The sequence below is a fragment of the Halochromatium glycolicum genome, from assembly GCF_016584085.1.
In the GTDB taxonomy this organism is placed as follows: domain Bacteria; phylum Pseudomonadota; class Gammaproteobacteria; order Chromatiales; family Chromatiaceae; genus Lamprobacter; species Lamprobacter glycolicus.
Map to the genome: position 1 here is coordinate 19076 of NZ_NRSJ01000034.1, position 16791 is coordinate 35866.

A 16791-nucleotide genomic window follows, 5' to 3' on the forward strand; every position below is an offset into this window, starting at 1 on the left:
GCTGGAGGGACACATTGTCTCGTCAGCGTTTCGGTCGTTCAGCTGCAGGGGGGCTCGGCAGCGAAGTGGTGCGCCGCCATGGCCTCCTCATTCCCGGTGAACAGGTAGGGTTGATTGATTGCTTGCGCGGGCACGTCCTGGGTAAATCGAGTCAATGGCATGCTGCTTGCTGAATCCCTTCTAAGCCGCTCCGCAGCGGCTTGACACAAACCCGGCTAACGGTGTCCGCAACCGGACAAAGGCGTTTATTCGGGGACGTGGCCTTCTGTGCCCGGGGCGGACCATAGATGCCCGGGGCGGACCATACATTTTTCTGGCTTCGAGCGGCGAGAAAGGTATGCAGCAGGCGGGTGAACGACTTGCGGAGGTCCAGGCGCTTGGTGCCCCGGAGCAGAGCGAGAGGCCTGTGGTGGTGGTGGGCAACGGGCCGGTCGGTATGCGGGTGGCGCAGGAGCTTCTGGAGCGTCTGCCCGACACTCCGGTCGTCATCTACGGCGACGAGCCCCACGAGCCGTACGATCGGGTGCGCTTATCCTCCTGGCTAGCGGGCGAGCTGACACTGGAATCCTTGGTCCAGCCCCTCAACTGGCCCTTCGGCGCCCGTATCGAGGAGCACATGGGCTATCGCGTCGAGTCCATTGACAAGGAAGCCAAATACGTCACCGACAACACCGGCCGCGTCCAGTCCTACTACAAGCTCGTGTTGGCCACCGGCTCAACGCCTTTCGTGCCCAAGCTCCCAGGTGTTGACCTGGAGGGCGTGTTCACCTTTCGCAACCTGCGCGATGCCCACCGGCTGCTGGCGCGGCGGTTTCGCAGTCATCATACGGTGGTGCTCGGGGGTGGCCTGCTCGGTCTTGAGGCGGCCCGTGCCATGCAGCGGGGTAACACCCCCGTTACCGTGATCGAGCATTCAGACCGGCTCCTCAACCGGCAGTTGGACGAGGCAGGGTCGGCGCGCCTGCAGGCCGAGGTGGAGGCTCTCGGGATCGAACTCGTCATCGGCGAGGGGGTGGCGGAGGTGCTCGGCGATGTGCGCATTAGCGGTGTGCGCCTGCGTTCGGGCCGCGAGCTCCGTTGCGACACCCTACTGCTGTCCACTGGCATTCGCCCGAATATCGAGCTGGCCCGCCAGGCGGGCCTGGATATCGGTCAGGGCATCAAGGTGGACGATGCCATGCGCACCTCGGCGCCGGATATCTATGCCGCAGGCGAGTGCGCCGAGCACCGCGGCAAGGTCTACGGCCTGGTGGGTCCGGGCTTTGAACAGGCTGCGGTGGCGGCGGCGAACATCGCCGGCACCGAGGGCCACTACAGGGGCTCGATAGCGGCCAGCCGCCTCAAGGTGGTTGGCACCCAGGTGTTCAGCATGGGACCCATGGGGGCCGGCGAGGACCCCCAATACGGCACCGCTCACGTCTACCGAGACGATGCCCAGGGCATCTACCGCAAGATCCTGGTGCGCCAGCATCGTCTGGTGGGGATCATCGGTATCGGCGACTGGACCGAGACCGTGCGCCTGCAGACCATGATCGATGGCGCCCAGCGCATCTGGCCCTGGCAGATATTGCGCTTCCGGCACAGCGGTAGGATCTGGCCCGAGGGAGAAGGCGAGGGGGTCTCGGACTGGCCTGCGCAGGCGGTGGTGTGTCAGTGCACGAGCACCACCCGGGGCGCGATCGGCAAGGCCATCGACCTGGGTGCCTGCTCGGTGTCCGAGGTCTCCAAGGCCACCAGTGCCAGCACGGTGTGCGGTTCCTGCAAACCCCTGGTCGAGGAGCTGCTGGGCGGCCAAGCCGTGCCGGAGCCGGTGGCCATGCACCGCACCCTGGTGGGGGCCGCGGTCGTCAGTCTCCTAGGCGCGCTGCTGGTGGTGTTCGCGCCGGCGCTGCCCTATGCCGACTCGGTGCAACACAGCTGGCATTGGGACATCCTGTGGCGCGACGGCCTGTTCAAGCAGATCAGCGGCTTTACGGTGTTGGGCCTGTTCGCCGTCGGCCTGCTGCTGTCGCCGCGCAAACGCATCAAGAAGCTCAATGCGCTGGGCAAGTTCGATGGCTGGCGCCTGGTACACATCGTGCTCGGGGTGCTGGTGATCCTGGCGCTCGTCGCCCATACCGGCTTTCGCCTGGGCGATGGCCTGAATTTCCTGCTGCTCGCGACCTTCTCCGCCACACTGCTGCTGGGCGCCCTGTCCACCGGGGTCATCGCCCTCGAACACCGCATCGACGGGTCTCAGGTCCGGCGGCGTCTGCGCCGCCAGTCGGTGCTGTGGCATATCCTGCTGTTCTGGCCGGTGCCTGTGCTGCTCGGCTGGCACGTCCTCAAGAGCTACTGGTACTAGGATCGTGTCGGAGCAGGCATTCACCCCTGGTTTTTGGACGGCATGGCTGATCGCCAGCGTAGCCCTGGCCGCCTATCTCGCCTACACCCTTTTCGTCGGAGAGGATAAGACCCTGTTCATGCCGGGGGAGCTGAACCCCGGCCACCACCAGCTTGCGGAGTCTTGCGACGCTTGCCACCGCGAGGGCTTCGGTGGCGGCGAGGTGCTCGACGAGGCCTGTCTGGACTGCCACGGCGAGGAGCGGGTCAAGCCCGTGGATTCCCACCCGCGCACCAAATTTTCCGACCCGCGCAACGCTGACCGCTTGGAGAAGATCAACGCCCTGGAGTGTGTTACCTGCCACGTGGAGCACCGGCCGGAGATCACCCAGAAGGATGGTCTCACCCAGCCGCGGGACATGTGCTTCCACTGCCACGCCGGCATCGGCGACGATCGGCCTTCTCACCGGGAGATGTCCTTCGAGACATGTAAGGACTCGGGCTGCCACAACTTCCACAACAACCGCGCCCTCTACACGGACTTCCTCGTCAAGCACATGGATGCGCCGCCCACCGCAGCGCGCCCGCGGGTGCCGGGCAGGGAGTTTGCGGAGGTGGTGGAGGAGATCATGGAATATCCCCGCGACCACTATCCCGTGGAGCCCCTAGGCGCCGCCGCCAAGGATGCCCCGCTCGATGTGCTCTTCAGTGTCAGGCTGTGGCGCCAGTGGCTCGAGACCGCCCACGCCCAGGCTGGGGTCAATTGCAGCGCCTGCCATCAGCAACGGGACGAGCAGGGCGAGCTCGGGCCCTGGAACGAACACCCGGGACCCGAGGGGTGCGTTGCCTGCCACGGCCTGGAGGTGCAGCGCTTCCAGCAGGGCAAGCACGGCATGCGCCTGGCCGCGGGCCTGTCGCCGATGACCCCGGCCCAGGCGCGGCTGCCGATGCAGGAGACCGCCGCCCACGAGGAGCTGGACTGCGTGAGCTGCCACGGCGCCCATGACTTCGACGTGACCCGGGCCGCGGTCGAGGGCTGCCTGCGATGTCACGCCGACGAACATTCCCTGGCGTACGAGGATTCGCCCCATCACCGCCTGTGGAAGGCGGAGGTGGCGGGAGAGGGCGAGGCGAACAGCGGGGTCTCCTGCGCTACCTGCCACATGCCCCGCATCGACTTCGATGTCAGCGAGTGGATGAGTCGCACCATGGTGGACCACAACCAGAGTGCGAACCTGTCTCCCAACAGCAAGATGATCCGCTCGGCCTGCATCCATTGTCATGGCCTGGGTTTCACCCTGGACGCCTTGGCCGACGAGACCCTGATCCAGCGCAACTTCAGCGGGCAGCCGACGGTGCAGGTACGCAGCATCGACCTAGCCCGCGCCGATCAGGAACGCTACCAGCGCGAGCTGGAAGCGGCCGGTCAGTGACAGCACCCAAGCGCCGATCCCTTCGGCAGTCATCAGCGAGAACGAGGTGAAACCATGAAAGTCATGAGCAGAAAGAAATGGACGGCCGTGGCCGCGGTCGCCGGCCTTTGCACGGCCGCCGCCGTGAGCGCCGTCCCTGATGTGGCCAACCAACCGGTCATCAGCCCGAAGGCCATGGCCGATGCGCTGCACGTGGTGATGGACTCGGATCGCACGGTCTACACCCGGCAGATCGTCAACCGCCTCGTGAAGAAGGATAAGGTCATCGAGGCCAGTGAGCATTTCGAGGACGACAAAGCCCTCGTGCTGCCGGCCCAGATGTTCCGCTTTGGCTCCGAGCTGGTGGCGGAGCGCACGGAGAAGCTGCCCGACGTGGCTTTCAGCTACTCCCTTCAATCCCTGTGGCCGATCAACAAGCAGAATGAGCCTAAGACCGATGCGGAGAAGGAAGGGCTGGAGTATGTGGCCGACAACAAGGGCGAGAACTTCTACACCGTGGAGGAGTTGGGCGGTAAAAAGTACTTTACCGCCGTCTACGCGGATACCGCGGTGGCCCCGGTATGCGTCTCCTGCCACAACGACCACAAGGACTCGCCTCGCCGTGACTTCGAGTTGGGCGATGTCATGGGCGGGGTGGTGATCCGCATCCCGGTGCAGGGCTGAACCCGTGGCCCTGCGGGCCTGGTGCAGTGTTTTGGGTCTGCTGCTGGCGTCGGTGGCCGGGGGCGGGGAGTCGGCCTACGTGAACCTGAGCGGTGAGACCATGGCGCAGGGACGCGCCATCTGGCTCGCGAACTGCGAGCGCTGCCACGGCTACGGCGTCGCCGGGGCCCCGATCCCTATGACGCCGGCGGACTGGAAGCCACGCCTTGAGCAGGACCAAGCCACCCTCTACCGCCACGCGATCGAGGGGTTCTTTGGCCCCCGCTACACCATGATGCCGCCCCGGGGCGGCAACGCCCAGCTTTCCGACGCCGAGGTCAAGGCCGCCGTGGACTATATGACCGGCCTGGCGCGGCATTACATCAACCAACAGGAGCAGACGAAATAATCCCCGCGCAGTGACAACTACAAACACTGCCAATGTGGGATGAGCTGTTCGATAAATGTGTTGGTAACGTGGCCTGATTTTTCCTGTAAGCCGCCGTGGCCGGGTGGCGCCCCGCAGGCGTGGCAAGGGATGTCAGCTTGCGCCGACAGGGGCTCAGGATCAACCGTTATTGAGTGCCGGACGCTGCGCCGCAATGACATGCGCGCAACGCGTGCAACCTGTACTCGGGATCGACATCGAGATATGCCTGACCTGCGGCGGTGGATTGCGGATTATCGCCTGTACCGAAGGTCCGATGGTGATCAAGAAGCTTCTTGCCAACCTGATGAAACAGGGAGTCTCTTATGCGAATCGGATATTACATGACTCAGAGCCCGATCACTGTGTCCGAGCAGACGAGCATGAAAGAAGCCGTCCTAACGCTTCAGCGGCATCGTATCCGCCATCTGCCGGTGACCAACGGCACCAAGCTCGTCGGGATCGTGACGGACCGCGACCTGAAACGAGCGTCTCCCTCCCTGCTCTTAGAGATTGAGCGCGAGGAAGTCGAGCAGGTGCTCCGGACCACCCTCGTCTCCAGCATTATGACCAGAGAGCCGGTAACGGCGACGCCGGATACCCCGCTGGTGGATGCGTTGCGGCTGATGGTCGAGGGGAAATTTGGCAGTGTCCCCGTAGTGAACGGTGACGATCTCGTGGGCATTTTCACCGAGATCGATGCGTTGAAGGTTCTCATAGAGAAAGAGGAAAAAGACTCGGGGGACAGCAGTAGCGGCAGTCATTCCCTATGATGGACCGGGGCATCTGCCCGCTCCGTTTTCGGGGGCGCTGGGGCGGGCATTTTGACCCTTTAGAGCACGACCGTCTTCGCAGCTGCGCCGGGGTCCTCGCGCACGAGTCTTGGCACCAGATAGCCTGGCAGCCGGCCGCGCAGCGCCGACATCAGCGCTCGCGCTTCGGGCGCGGGGACATCGAAGTGTGCGGCGCCGCTGACCGGGTCGAGCAGGTGTAAGTAGTAGGGCAGAACACCGGCGTCGAACAGGGCCTCGGAGAGCGCGGCCAGCGTATCGCCGTCATCGTTGACGCCGCGCAGCAGCACGCTCTGATTCAGCAGCATCGCCGGAACCTCCCGCAATGCGGCGAGCGCCCGCCGCGCGTCCATGTCGATCTCGGCGGGATGATTGATATGGACGACGGCAATCAGATCCAGGCGGCTGGCGGCGAGCCTGTCGCAGAGGGCGCGGGTGATCCGGCTCGGCAGGATGCTCGGGATTCGCGTGTGCAGACGCAGCCGCTTGAGACCAGGTTGCTGCTCGAGTGCGTTGATCAGTTCCGCGAGCACGCGGTCATCGAGCATCAGCGGATCGCCGCCGCTTAGGATGACCTCGTTGATCTCCGGGGTGGTCGCAAGCGCGGCCAGCGCGCCGGCGAAGCGGTCGCGCTGCGCGCTCCCGTCGCGATAGGCGAAGTGTCTGCGAAAGCAATAGCGGCAGTGCACCGCGCAGGCGCCCGTAGCGATCAGCAGCGCGCGTCGGGCGTACTTTTGCAACAACCCGGTTGCGCGCCTTGCGGCGACGTCCCCGACCGGGTCGGTCACGAAGCCCTCTTTCGGCTGCGCTTCAGCAGCGCTTGGCAGCACTTGGCGAAGCAGCGGGTCGTGCGGGTCGCCGCGCTGCATCAGCGAAGCGAAGCGGCGCGGGACCAGTAGCGGAAAGCCCTGAGGTCCTTGCTGGGCCTGATCGCGCGGGGCCAGTAGCCCCGCGCTGATCTGCTCAGGCGTGATCGCGAGGTAATCCAGCAGCGCGCGGGTGTCGGTGAAGGCGTCCCTGAGCTCCCGCCGCCAATGCTCTGCTGCCGCCTCCAGACCTGCCATCACTGCCGCCTTCGCGCTACCATTAGGGGTTTGGTTTCCGTCCGGCATCGGCGCCTGTTCGTTTGTTCGTTCATCGCTGCTGGGCTGAACATCGCATTGATCGCACGATGCACTGCAAGAGGATCTGATGGCAAGTTACAAGACCAACGAGTTCAAGGGCGGGCTCAAGATCATGCTCGATGGTGATCCGTACACCATCGTCGAGAACGAGTTCGTCAAGCCTGGAAAAGGCCAGGCGTTCAATCGCGTGAAGGTTCGCAACCTGAAGACCGGACGCGTGGTCGAGCGCACCTTCAAGTCCGGTGAATCGGTCGAAGCGGCAGACGTCCACGAGACCGAGCTGCAGTATCTCTACAACGACGGCGAGCTGTGGCATTTCATGGACCCGACCAGCTTCGAGCAGCTCACCGCCGATGAGGCGGCGCTCGGCGAGGCGGCGAAATGGATCAAGGAGCAGGATATGTGCGCGGTCACGCTCTATAACGGCCAGCCGATCAGCGTTGAGGCGCCAAGCTTCGTCGTCCTGGAGATCACCGAGACCGATCCCGGGCTCAAGGGCGATACCTCCGGCGGCGGTGGCAAGCCGGCGACGCTCGAGACCGGGGCGGTGGTCAACGTCCCACTGTTCGTCCAGACCGGAGAGATGATCAAGGTCGATACCCGCACCGGCTCCTATGTCTCGCGCGCCAAAGACGACTGAGCGCTGCGGGCGCTGGCGCGGCACCAAGTCGCTCAGCCTAAGAAGGCCCTATCAAAATGCCCGGCTGCTAGCCCGCACAAATGGCTGATTTGTTAGGCCATAGGGAGCATTCGGTGAGTGCTTTTAAGGTGCTCAGTCGCAGGCCCTCAGGCCCCGGTCCCGCCGGTCCTAGGCACCAGGTCCTAGGCATCAGGTCCTAGGCATCAGGCCCTCGGCATCATGTGTTCCACGCCCGTCGCGACAGGGACGCGAGTGAAGCCGATCGCCGAGTGGCTCTGCTCTGGCGCAAGGGTTGGCGGGCCACAGTCGTCACGATGCGCCTAAGCCGCCTGATGCATTCACCCGAGCTCGCTGATCCCATACCAATGGACCCCGAACTGCCGGCCCCGCTGCGGCATCGGGGGGGGCGATGACCATTCAGCCCTGGCAGCCGAGCGCTGGGCGAGATGTCCTGCGTGCACGCGCCCGGATGCTGCAGCGCTTGCGTGCGTTCTTTGCCGAGCGTGGCGTGTTGGAGGTCGAAACCCCGGTGCTGTCCCGAGCCGCGGTGACCGATCCGGCGCTCGCGTCGCTCACTACAGCCTGGGCTGGCTCAGCGGGGACCCAGAGCGAGCGCCTGTATCTGCAGACCTCGCCAGAACTGCCGATGAAGCGGCTGGTGGCCGCTGGCAGCGGGCCGATCTATCAGGTCTGCAAGGTGTTCCGCGACGGCGAGCGCGGCCGCAGGCACCATCCGGAATTCAGCCTGCTCGAATGGTATCGGCCTGGATGGACACTCGATGCGCTGATCGACGAGGTCGCCGATCTGGTGCGTTGGCTGCTGGAACGGCCGGCACTCGGGGTCGAGATCGTCCGTTATCGCGACCTGTTTCGCGAGCATCTCGATGTCGATCCCTGGTGCGCAGAGGTCGATGCGCTCAAGGCTGCAGGTCGGCTGGCGGGCCTGGGCGGCTGCGACCGGCTGGAGCTGGATCGTGACGGCTGGCTAGACCTGCTGATGAGCCGCTGTTTGGAGCCCATGCTCGGCCGCGACCGCATGACCTTCCTGCGCGATTATCCGCCCAGCCAGGCTGCTTTGGCCCGGCTGGACCCAGGGCCTCCCAGTGTTGCGGCGCGCTTCGAGCTCTATCTCGACGGCATGGAACTGGCCAACGGCTTCGATGAGCTGACCGATGCGCAGCCGCAGCGGGCGCGCTTCGCAGCCGATCTGGACAAGCGGCGCGAGGCTGGTCTGCCGCAGCCGCCGCTCGACGAGGCATTCCTGGCTGCGCTGGAATCAGGCATGCCGCCGACGGCCGGTGTGGCACTGGGTCTCGATCGGCTGCTAATGTGTAAGCTCGGTGCAGAGCATATCGACGCGGTGCTCGCGTTTCCGGTCGAGCGTGCCTGACGGGCGGGTGATGGCTACATCGCAATCGCAATAGCGCGATCGGCGATCCAATGGACGCTGCGCTGGATTCAGGCTCGCGCGGTTGCCGGCGCCTCGGTCTGCCCGATCGAACCGCCAACACGGACCTGGGCGCCTGGCCTCAGCGACGAGGTCCAAGCGACGGCATCGGCGCCGAACAACAGGATCACGGTCGAGCCCATGTTGAAGCGGCCGAGCTCGTCGCCGCGCGCGAGCCGAATCGGCTCCGGCCCCGCCTCGGTGACGGTAATGGTCTTGATCCGTGGCGGCGTCATCTTGCCGGCCCAGACCGTCTCGATGCTGCCGACGAAGATCGCGCCCACCAGGACCAGGGCCATCGGCCCGGCTGCGGTCTCGAACAGACAGACGACACGCTCATTGCGGGCGAACAGCCCCGGCACGCCGGCGACGGTGGTCGGATTGACGCTGAACAGCCGGCCCGGGACCTGAATGGTCCGGACCAGCTCGCCGCTGACCGGCATGTGGATGCGATGATAATCGCGCGGCGACAGATAGACCGTGGCGAAGCGCCCGTCGCGGAAGCGTCCCGCGAGCGAGGCATCGCCGCCGAGCAGGCTGTCGAGCCGATAGCGCTGCCCCTTGGCCTGCAGCAGCTGCTCGGCGCGGATCGCGCCGACCTCGCTGACCCGTCCGTCGACCGGGCAGGCGATCGCGTCCGCCGCCTCTGGCATGAGGCGCATGCCGGGGCGCAGTGCGCGCGTGAAGAAGGCATTGAAGGTCGGGTAGGCGCTTGGGCTCGGTTCGGCTGCCTCTGCCAGATCGACCCGGAACAGCCGCGCATAGACTCGGATCACCCAGGGCAGCAGCCATGGCAGCCGGCGGCGGGTCAGCCAGTGCATCGCGTTCGACAGCGTGTGCTGCGGCAGTCCGTATTGCAACAGCACGAAGAGCCGTTCGCCGACACCAGTGAAGCCGGGGTTGTCGGTCGCGGATCGCTTAGCCACCGTCGCGCTCGGCCGCAGACGTGAAGGCATCCGGCCGCTCGGCCAAGCGCCCAAGGTCTTCCGCGATCTGCGCGGCGGGTTGGCTGCCTGGGAACAGTGCCACCAGACGTGCCTGGGGGCCGATCAGAAAGAGCGTCGGCGGCAGCTCATCGCCATCCTCCTGAGCGTCGCCGCTGGCTCCCATCGCCTGCCGTAAGCGCCCGAGCTCGGCCTGGCTGGTGCTGAGCACGAAGAGGTTCGGCGTCAGGCGTTCGAGATCCCGGGCGAGACCGGGGACGTCATCGGCGCTGACGAGCAGGAGCCGCAACTGCTCGCGTAGATCGGGCTGATCGGCGGTGCGGTTCCAGACCGCGATCAAGCGCGCGACGCCGCGATGCCCGCGTGCACTTCCGGGCCGGCCGAACGCGAGCAACGACCAGGGCGTCTCTAGATCATCGGTCGTGAACTGTCCGCGCGGCCCCCGCAAGGCGATCTCCGGAAGCACAACCGACGGGCTCAGCAAGACCCCAGCGATCTGTGGCGGTCCCTCCTGCGCGCGCTGGTATTGATTGCCCCACTGATAGCCGACCAGGAACAGCCCGACGGCGGCGACTGCCATGACCACCCGCACGAGCAGCGGCCGCGGAGAATGGGAACGACTGGCCACGGATCAGGTTGTGCTGAGCCGGGTTATGCTGGACCTTGATCGGTTGCAAGGCGACAGCCCGGAGGCGGCCATGCAGGACGAGCTGAGGCCGGGTAATGTGAGGCCGTTAGAGGTCAGGCCGCCCCGGGAACTGCTCAGTGCGCTTGTCATTGCGAAAGGGCCTGCTGCGCCTGAGCGAGCGCCGCGGTTGTATCGACACGCTGACCCAACTCGTTCAGGATAGCGCCCAAGGCGCTGATACAGAGCAGGATGTTCTCGGCGCGGCTGGAGAAGCCCATCAGGCCGATGCGCCAGACCTTGCCCGCGAAGTCGCCGAGTCCAGCGCCGATTTCCAGGTTGTAGCGCTCGAGCAGCAGACGCCGGACGCTGGCGTCGTCGACGCCTCCTGGGATCGAGACCGCATTGAGCTGCGGCAGGCGCTCGTCTGCAGGTACGACCAGCTCCAGCCCGAGGGCCTCGAGTCCGTCGCGCAGCGCAATGTGGTGTTGCTGATGCCGCGCCCAAGCCTTCTCCAGACCCTCTTCGGTCAGCATCAGCAATGCCTCGTGCAGCCCATAGAGCGCGTTCACTGGTGCGGTGTGGTGATAGCTGCGCCGGTTGCCGCCATCGCTGGTCCAATAGCCGAGCACCAGATTCAGGTCCAGGAACCAGCTCTGGACCGGCGTCTCGCGCGCCTTGATCTTCGCGACCGCGCGCTCGTTGAGGCTGATCGGCGCGAGTCCTGGCGTGCAAGAGAGGCACTTCTGACTGCCGGCGTAGACCGCATCGACTCCCCAGCCGTCGACCTCGAGCGGGGAGCCGCCGAGCGCGGTGACTGCGTCGACGATCGTCAGGCAATCGTAGCGATGTGCGAGTCCGACGAGCTGGCCGGTATCGGAACTGGCGCCGGTCGAGGTCTCGGCCTGGACGAAGGCGACGATCCGCGCCTCGGGGTGCTGCTTCAGTGCATCCTCGAGCCGATTCGGATCGACTGCGCGGCCCCAGGGTGAGTCGACCCGGACCAGTTTGCCACCGGCGCGGGTGACGTTCTCGCACATCCGGCCGCCGAATACCCCGTTCACACAGACGATCACGGTGTCACCAGGCTCGACCAGGTTGACGAAGCAGGTCTCCATCCCAGCCGAGCCGGGCGCCGAGACCGGCATGGTTAGCGCGTTCTCGGTCCGAAAGGCCGTGCGCAGCAGGTCCTTGATCTCCTCCATCATCGCGACAAACCGCGGATCGAGATGGCCGATCGTCGGTCGCGCCAGCGCCGACAGCACCCGCGGGTGGACATCGGCGGGGCCGGGCCCCATCAGGGTACGTACAGGAGGCTGGAACGATGTGGGAATCATGGCAATTTCCAGATGGGATGGCGAGCGTTTCGACATCGAGCGGGATGGCCGGCGAGTATAACGACGCCCAGAGCGGCCTCTCAACCGCGGCTGTACCGCACCGACGGGCGCTCACGGCCGACATTTGATGCTGAGATCAGGAGCCGAAAGATGGCTAACGATATTGAGAAGATCGAAAAGACCGAAGCCGAGTGGCGCGCCTCATTGTCCGCCGAGCAATACCGTGTGCTCCGTCAGCACGGTACTGAGCCGGCCTTTACCGGTGCCTATTACGCCAACAAGGACCCGGGTCGCTACCGATGCGCTGCCTGCGGCGCCGCATTGTTCGGCTCTGGCGAAAAGTTCGACTCCGGCACCGGCTGGCCAAGCTTCTTCGCACCCCTGGACGAATCCGCAGTCGAGACCGAGACGGACCGCAGCCACGGCATGGCCCGCACCGAGGTCCACTGTGCGCGCTGTGGCTCGCATCTCGGTCATGTGTTCCCAGACGGGCCGAAGCCGACCGGACTGCGCTACTGCATCAATTCGGTGTCGCTCGAGTTCGAGCCGGAAGGATAAGGCGATCTCGGTCGCCTCTCATAGGGAGTTGCCGGTCTTTGCCCCGCCTTCTTTCTGGTGCCGTCGGCCACAGGGCATCAGCGATGCTGCCAACGACAGCAATCAGCAGTCGCTATCGGCCGCAACCGGCCCGGACAGAGGTTCTGGATCAGCTGCCTGCGACACCGTTGAGCCGGGTCCCAGCGGTGGCGGACTGCTCCAGCTCCGCGGACGACGCATAGGCCTCGACCTGCGCTCCCGAGATCCTGAGAATCGATCCATCGTGGAAGCAGATTGTTCTCGGGCCAGCGGGCTCGGCGTGGTCCAGCTCTGGCTGCAAAAGTCTGGCGCGCGCAATGGCGTCATCGACGTCGTCCGCTATCCGAAGGATCTGCTGCGCAAGCAGCGCACGCTTCTCCTGTGAATCCCTTGGCATCGGTCGCGGTCCTGAGCGATGGTGATAGGCGAAACGCATGCGATGACTCCCCACGGTAAACATCGTTCAATGCTGCCGGAGGGGCCGAGATGGCCTCGCGAGGCCGATACGCCCACATGACGGCAGTGCATCCACCTCAGATTCTGCGCGCTCGGGGTCAGTTGATCTGTGCCCTGCTGCTCAGAATCCACTCGACGCAGGGGAAACGAGTCGCAACGTCGGATCGGATCGCGAGATGAGCAAGCCGATCCGGATTACCCGGGCTGCTGTTCGGCGGTACGATACGCTCAAGAATCGAAGCTCGGCGGCGGTCATTGGCGGGCGTCGCGGCTGGCATCTGGAAACTCGACCTTGGGATCTGGCGGTGATCACTTCTTACAGACCCATTCTGCGTTTGGCGCTTGGCTCGGTGTCGGCTGCGTTGGTTGCGATGGCGCTAGCCGGAGTGGCTGCAGCTGACCCGGTTGCGTGGGTGTCAGCGATGCCGAATGCCAGCCTGGCGGTCAGCGATGGCAGGCGTCTAGTGATCGCCGAGCGGCCCGACCGGGCGCTGATACCCGCCTCGACGATGAAGCTGATCATCGCGCTGGCGGCGATTGAGCGCTGGGGGCTCGCGCATCGATTCGAGACTAGGTTCTATCAGGATGCAGCGGACCGGCTCTGGATTCGCGGGGGCGGTGATCCCTATCTGGTCTCCGAAGAGCTCGATCGGGTCGTGCAGGGGCTGAAGGCAGCGGGCGTGCGGTCGGTGGCCGGGATCGGGCTCGATGCCGAGCTGTTCGGCACCGAGGTCATGATCCCGGGGCGCTCGTCGAGCAACAATCCCTATGACGCGCCGGTCACGGCGCTGGCGGTCAACTTCAATACCGTCAGCCTGCTGGTCTCCGGCGGACGCGTCGAGAGCGCTGAGCCGCAGACACCGCTCACCGCAACCGCCGAGCGGATCGGGCGCGGGCTCGGTCCCGGCCGACATCGTGTCAATCTCGGCGACAGCGAGAGGGCGTTGGCCCATTTCGGGGAGCTGATCCAGGCGAAGCTGCGGCAGGGTGGGATCACTGTGGCGGGCCCGGTCGAGATCGGCGCCGTGCCGCGCTCGGCGACAGGCGTCTACACCCATCGCAACGGCCTGACGCTGGAGACGGTGCTCGCGAACATGCTCGAGTACTCGACCAACTTCATCGCCAATGACCTGTTCCTGCTGTTGGGCGAGCAGAACGGGCGGGCGAGCATGGCGCGCTCGCAGCGTGCCCTGGAGCAGTGGGCGCGCAGGACCTTCGGCTGGCGCGATGTTCGCATCGAGGACGGCGCCGGCCTTTCGCGCGGGAACCAGCTCAGCGCGCGGCAGCTGCTCGATGTGCTCGAGCGGCTGCGGCCGCACCGCCAGCTGCTGCCGCAGCAGGACGATGAGCCGGCGGTGCGGGCTAAGACCGGCACCCTGACCGGTGTGAGCACCTACGCCGGCTTCGTGCGCCGCGGCCGCGAGTGGTTCCCGTTCAGTCTGATGATCAACCAGCCGGTTGCCTACGGCCTGCGTCTGCAGCTGGCCAGTGAGCTCGCCCGCAGCCCGACATTGGGCGCATGGCAATGAGCAATGGTTGCCCGGCCATCAGGTGCGGACGCCGAGCGGTCGCGCCGAGCGGCCGATGAGGCGTATCCTGGAGCAGCGCTGAGGCCATTGTTTGGCCCGCTGCTCGGCATCCGCTGGGCTGATTCGTAGGCCTGTTTGCGGTTGAAACAGACCTCTGCCGGCGCAAGGTCAACGCCCTAGCCAGTCTATGCATTGGTACGAGCGGCGTTGACAAGCTGGCGCTAGCGCCACGACGCCAGGCCTGACGTGCCTTCATCCACTCCTCCTCATCATCATCGGAGATTTTTCATGTCTGAAGCCAAGACCGGCGACACAGTCAAGGTCCACTACACCGGCACACTCACCGACGGCACCCAATTCGACTCGTCCCGCGGCCAGGAGCCTCTCGAGTTCACGCTGGGACAGAATCAGATGATCGGGGGCTTCGAAGAGGCGGTTGTTGGGATGTCGCAGGGCGAGAACAAGACGGTGACGATCCCGTCGACCGAGGCCTACGGTGAGCGCAACGAGTCGATGGTGCAGCAGGTCCCGCGCAGCGCGATCCCACCTGAGATCGAGCTTGCCCCGGGCCTGATGCTGCAGGCACAGGGGCCGGATGGTGAAACGCTGCGCTTCACCGTGGCCGATTTCGACGACGAGTCGGTGACCGTCGACGGCAATCATCCGCTGGCAGGCCGCGACCTCGTGTTCGAGCTGGAACTGGTCGAGATCGCCTAATCGCGATCAACCGAGTCGCAATCGACTAGTCGGGCTCGAACACGAGGGTTTCCTCGATGCCGAGCTCGCGCGCGGCGAGCCGAGCGATGCTTTGACCGAGCCAGTTGGGCTGGTGCGCATCCGAGCTGATCACGAAGCGGAAGCGATTCCGATAGGGGCCATAGAAGGCCATCCAATCGCAGCGCCAGATGTAGCGGTTGTTCAGCTCGATCAGGCATTCGTTCGGTACCCGCTCGAGATCGGTATCGAGGGCATTGGGATGGGCGACGATCACCGGGATGTCGTCGGCCAGCAGGCTTTCGAGCGCGCGATAGTCGGCACCCTGGTCGTAGCAATGGAAGATCCGGTAGTCGCAGGGGCAGTCCAGTGCGGCCGGGACCGACCGATGCCCGTCGATCTCGGTGCCGACGCGCAGCCCGGCGGCTGACACCGCGCGCCGGTACGCATCGAAGCGGTCGGCGATGTGCTCAAAGTGATCGCTGATGCCTCGGATTCGGGCGTGCTCGGCGGCGGCGATCAGTTCAATGGTCTGCTCGGGGACCACCGAGCTGTCGGCATGTGACCAGGTCGTATGGATATGCAGGTCTTGGGCGAGCTGACTGGCTGACATAATGATGGGTCGATCCGGTCTGCAATGGCGAGCGTTGTACTGGTAGGGCCTATGACAAAGCAAGCTGCAGGCGCGTTCGTCGAGTCCAGTCGCCGGTCGCGTCGCGTCGCTCGATCATCTGGGGTCATGTTGCCGTGAGCGCCGCCTCTGGACTCGATGCGACATGGCAGGCCTTGCTTGCCGCGGCCGCGGGCGATGCCGCCCGTGCCGCGCGCTTCGGGCTTGCCCTCGACGCCGAGACCGGATGGCAATGGAGAGATGCGACGTCCGGTGATGCCGCCGGCGCGGCGCTTTCGGCCTTGTATCTGCCGTTTATTCAGCCGCTTCACCCTGCCTCTGCATTCAGGGTCTTTGGGCATCTCGGGCAGAGTCTGGACGGCTGTGTCGCGACCGACAGCGGCGATGCCTGTTTCGTCACCGGCGAGGCGAATATCGTCCATCTGCACCGGATGCGAGCGCTCGCCGATGCGGTGATCGTTGGTGCCGGGACGGTCGCGAACGATGATCCGCTGCTGACGACACGGCTGGTACCGGGACCGAACGCGGTGCGGGTCGTGATCGATCCGAATGCGCGACTGCCAGGGCGGCACCGGCTGTTCCAGGACGGCGCCTGCCCGACGCTGCATTGCTGTCGAGCGGCTTGCACGAACGGTCCACCCCTGCCTGGGGTCGGGCGCCTCGACCTGCCGGATCATGATCCGGATTCGGGCGCCCTCGGTTTGGATCTGCATGCGCTCTGTATGCGGCTGAGTGAGCGCGGCCTGCGGCGGCTGTTCGTCGAGGGGGGCGGGGTGACCGTGTCGCGTTTCCTTCGCGTCGGCTTGTTGGAGCGGCTCCAGGTGGCGGTAGCCCCTGTGCTGATCGGCCACGGACGGCCAGGCGTCAGTCTGCCGGGTGTCGACCGCCTCTCTGAAGCGCTGCGTCCGGCGAGCCGGGTCTTCCGGATGGGTTCGGATATCCTCTACGAACTGGACCTGACCGAGGCGCCCAGTCCTGCGGAGACGCGCGATCAAACACTGGCTCGGGTGCGCTGAGCAGCGGTACGGGACCCTAGACGCCCTAACAGAATGCCTCTGCAGCCCAAAGAGATCAGGGGATTGCTCGGGTCAAGCGGCCGTTTTGATAGGGCGTCTTAGCGTCCGTTGAACCCGGCCGCGAATCATCATCCCTG

General features: G+C 65.4%; 17 protein-coding genes. 12 read left to right on the top strand and 5 right to left on the bottom strand.

All coding sequences use genetic code 11. The features are described 5' to 3' along the window. Positions 1–337: 337 nt before the first annotated feature. From CKO40_RS16550 to CKO40_RS16570, 5 genes are all read left to right on the top strand, one after another. Positions 338–2344 carry an FAD-dependent oxidoreductase gene (locus CKO40_RS16550; protein WP_200347534.1) on the top strand — a complete coding sequence of 669 codons (2007 nt, stop codon included), beginning with the start codon at positions 338–340 and terminating at the stop codon, positions 2342–2344. Positions 2345–2348: 4 nt separating this feature from the next. Next, positions 2349–3755, top strand: a complete 1407-nt coding sequence (locus tag CKO40_RS16555; RefSeq protein WP_200347536.1) for a cytochrome c3 family protein — start codon at positions 2349–2351, stop codon at positions 3753–3755. Positions 3756–3809: 54 nt separating this feature from the next. Beyond that, a complete protein-coding gene (locus CKO40_RS16560) occupies positions 3810–4418 on the top strand; it encodes a Tll0287-like domain-containing protein (RefSeq protein ID WP_200347538.1) in 609 nt (202 codons plus the stop codon). Positions 4419–4422: 4 nt separating this feature from the next. Continuing rightward, a complete protein-coding gene (locus tag CKO40_RS16565; protein ID WP_200347540.1) occupies positions 4423–4806 on the top strand; it encodes a c-type cytochrome in 384 nt (127 codons plus the stop codon). 362 nt (positions 4807–5168) lie between these two features. Next, positions 5169–5597 carry a CBS domain-containing protein gene (locus CKO40_RS16570; protein WP_200347542.1) on the top strand — a complete coding sequence of 143 codons (429 nt, stop codon included), beginning with the start codon at positions 5169–5171 and terminating at the stop codon, positions 5595–5597. Between the two features lie 59 nt (positions 5598–5656). Here CKO40_RS16570 and epmB read toward each other — a convergent pair whose 3' ends face one another. Next, complete coding sequence (gene epmB / locus CKO40_RS16575) at positions 5657–6727, bottom strand: EF-P beta-lysylation protein EpmB (protein WP_242477128.1); 1071 nt, start codon at positions 6725–6727, stop codon at positions 5657–5659. Positions 6728–6806: 79 nt separating this feature from the next. On the opposite strand from epmB, the gene efp reads away from it, so the two are divergent. Next, positions 6807–7379, top strand: coding sequence for an elongation factor P (efp, locus tag CKO40_RS16580; RefSeq protein ID WP_200347544.1), 573 nt, complete (start codon positions 6807–6809; stop codon positions 7377–7379). Positions 7380–7788: 409 nt separating this feature from the next. Then, positions 7789–8769, top strand: coding sequence for an EF-P lysine aminoacylase EpmA (gene epmA, locus CKO40_RS16585; protein WP_200347545.1), 981 nt, complete (start codon positions 7789–7791; stop codon positions 8767–8769). Between the two features lie 68 nt (positions 8770–8837). Here the strand turns inward: epmA and asd are convergent, their stop codons facing one another. The 3 genes from asd to CKO40_RS16600 all read right to left on the bottom strand — a co-directional run bounded on the left by asd (position 8838) and on the right by CKO40_RS16600 (position 11732). Next, positions 8838–9752 (bottom strand): archaetidylserine decarboxylase, encoded by a 915-nt coding sequence (asd, locus tag CKO40_RS16590; RefSeq protein WP_420827392.1) that lies wholly within the window; start codon positions 9750–9752, stop codon positions 8838–8840. Continuing rightward, complete coding sequence (locus tag CKO40_RS16595) at positions 9745–10398, bottom strand: SCO family protein (protein WP_200347548.1); 654 nt, start codon at positions 10396–10398, stop codon at positions 9745–9747. The genes asd and CKO40_RS16595 overlap by 8 nt, the downstream gene beginning before the upstream one ends. Positions 10399–10544: 146 nt before the next feature. Beyond that, positions 10545–11732: a pyridoxal-phosphate-dependent aminotransferase family protein gene (locus CKO40_RS16600; protein WP_200347550.1), complete on the bottom strand. Its 1188-nt coding sequence runs from the start codon at positions 11730–11732 to the stop codon at positions 10545–10547. A 150-nt stretch (positions 11733–11882) separates the two neighbouring features. Between CKO40_RS16600 and msrB the strand changes: the two genes are divergently transcribed. The 4 genes from msrB to CKO40_RS16620 all read left to right on the top strand — a co-directional run bounded on the left by msrB (position 11883) and on the right by CKO40_RS16620 (position 15010). Then, the gene (msrB, locus tag CKO40_RS16605) at positions 11883–12290 is read left to right on the top strand and encodes a peptide-methionine (R)-S-oxide reductase MsrB (protein ID WP_200347552.1); all 408 of its coding nucleotides are present in this window, start codon (positions 11883–11885) and stop codon (positions 12288–12290) included. A gap of 262 nt (positions 12291–12552) precedes the next feature. Beyond that, positions 12553–12693: a hypothetical protein gene (locus tag CKO40_RS16610; protein WP_200347554.1), complete on the top strand. Its 141-nt coding sequence runs from the start codon at positions 12553–12555 to the stop codon at positions 12691–12693. Positions 12694–13186: 493 nt separating this feature from the next. Next, positions 13187–14293: a D-alanyl-D-alanine carboxypeptidase/D-alanyl-D-alanine-endopeptidase gene (locus CKO40_RS16615; RefSeq protein WP_242477129.1), complete on the top strand. Its 1107-nt coding sequence runs from the start codon at positions 13187–13189 to the stop codon at positions 14291–14293. Positions 14294–14581: 288 nt separating this feature from the next. Beyond that, on the top strand, positions 14582–15010 hold the full coding sequence (locus tag CKO40_RS16620) for an FKBP-type peptidyl-prolyl cis-trans isomerase (protein WP_200347558.1): 429 nt from the start codon (positions 14582–14584) through the stop codon (positions 15008–15010). A 25-nt stretch (positions 15011–15035) separates the two neighbouring features. Here CKO40_RS16620 and CKO40_RS16625 read toward each other — a convergent pair whose 3' ends face one another. Further along, a complete protein-coding gene (locus CKO40_RS16625; RefSeq protein ID WP_200347560.1) occupies positions 15036–15620 on the bottom strand; it encodes a hypothetical protein in 585 nt (194 codons plus the stop codon). Positions 15621–15754: 134 nt separating this feature from the next. On the opposite strand from CKO40_RS16625, the gene CKO40_RS16630 reads away from it, so the two are divergent. Further along, the gene (locus tag CKO40_RS16630) at positions 15755–16654 is read left to right on the top strand and encodes a RibD family protein (RefSeq protein WP_338074203.1); all 900 of its coding nucleotides are present in this window, start codon (positions 15755–15757) and stop codon (positions 16652–16654) included. The last annotated feature ends 137 nt before the right edge of the window (positions 16655–16791 follow it).

Coding starts and splice junctions, on each gene's coding strand:
- CKO40_RS16550 (WP_200347534.1), top strand. CDS start 338: ATGCAGCAGGCGGGTGAACGACTTGCGGAGGTCCAGGCGCTTGGTGCC.
- CKO40_RS16560 (WP_200347538.1), top strand. CDS start 3,810: ATGAAAGTCATGAGCAGAAAGAAATGGACGGCCGTGGCCGCGGTCGCC.
- CKO40_RS16570 (WP_200347542.1), top strand. CDS start 5,169: ATGACTCAGAGCCCGATCACTGTGTCCGAGCAGACGAGCATGAAAGAA.
- epmB (WP_242477128.1), bottom strand. CDS start 6,727: ATGCCGGACGGAAACCAAACCCCTAATGGTAGCGCGAAGGCGGCAGTG.
- efp (WP_200347544.1), top strand. CDS start 6,807: ATGGCAAGTTACAAGACCAACGAGTTCAAGGGCGGGCTCAAGATCATG.
- epmA (WP_200347545.1), top strand. CDS start 7,789: ATGACCATTCAGCCCTGGCAGCCGAGCGCTGGGCGAGATGTCCTGCGT.
- CKO40_RS16600 (WP_200347550.1), bottom strand. CDS start 11,732: ATGATTCCCACATCGTTCCAGCCTCCTGTACGTACCCTGATGGGGCCC.
- msrB (WP_200347552.1), top strand. CDS start 11,883: ATGGCTAACGATATTGAGAAGATCGAAAAGACCGAAGCCGAGTGGCGC.
- CKO40_RS16615 (WP_242477129.1), top strand. CDS start 13,187: ATGCCGAATGCCAGCCTGGCGGTCAGCGATGGCAGGCGTCTAGTGATC.
- CKO40_RS16620 (WP_200347558.1), top strand. CDS start 14,582: ATGTCTGAAGCCAAGACCGGCGACACAGTCAAGGTCCACTACACCGGC.
- CKO40_RS16625 (WP_200347560.1), bottom strand. CDS start 15,620: ATGTCAGCCAGTCAGCTCGCCCAAGACCTGCATATCCATACGACCTGG.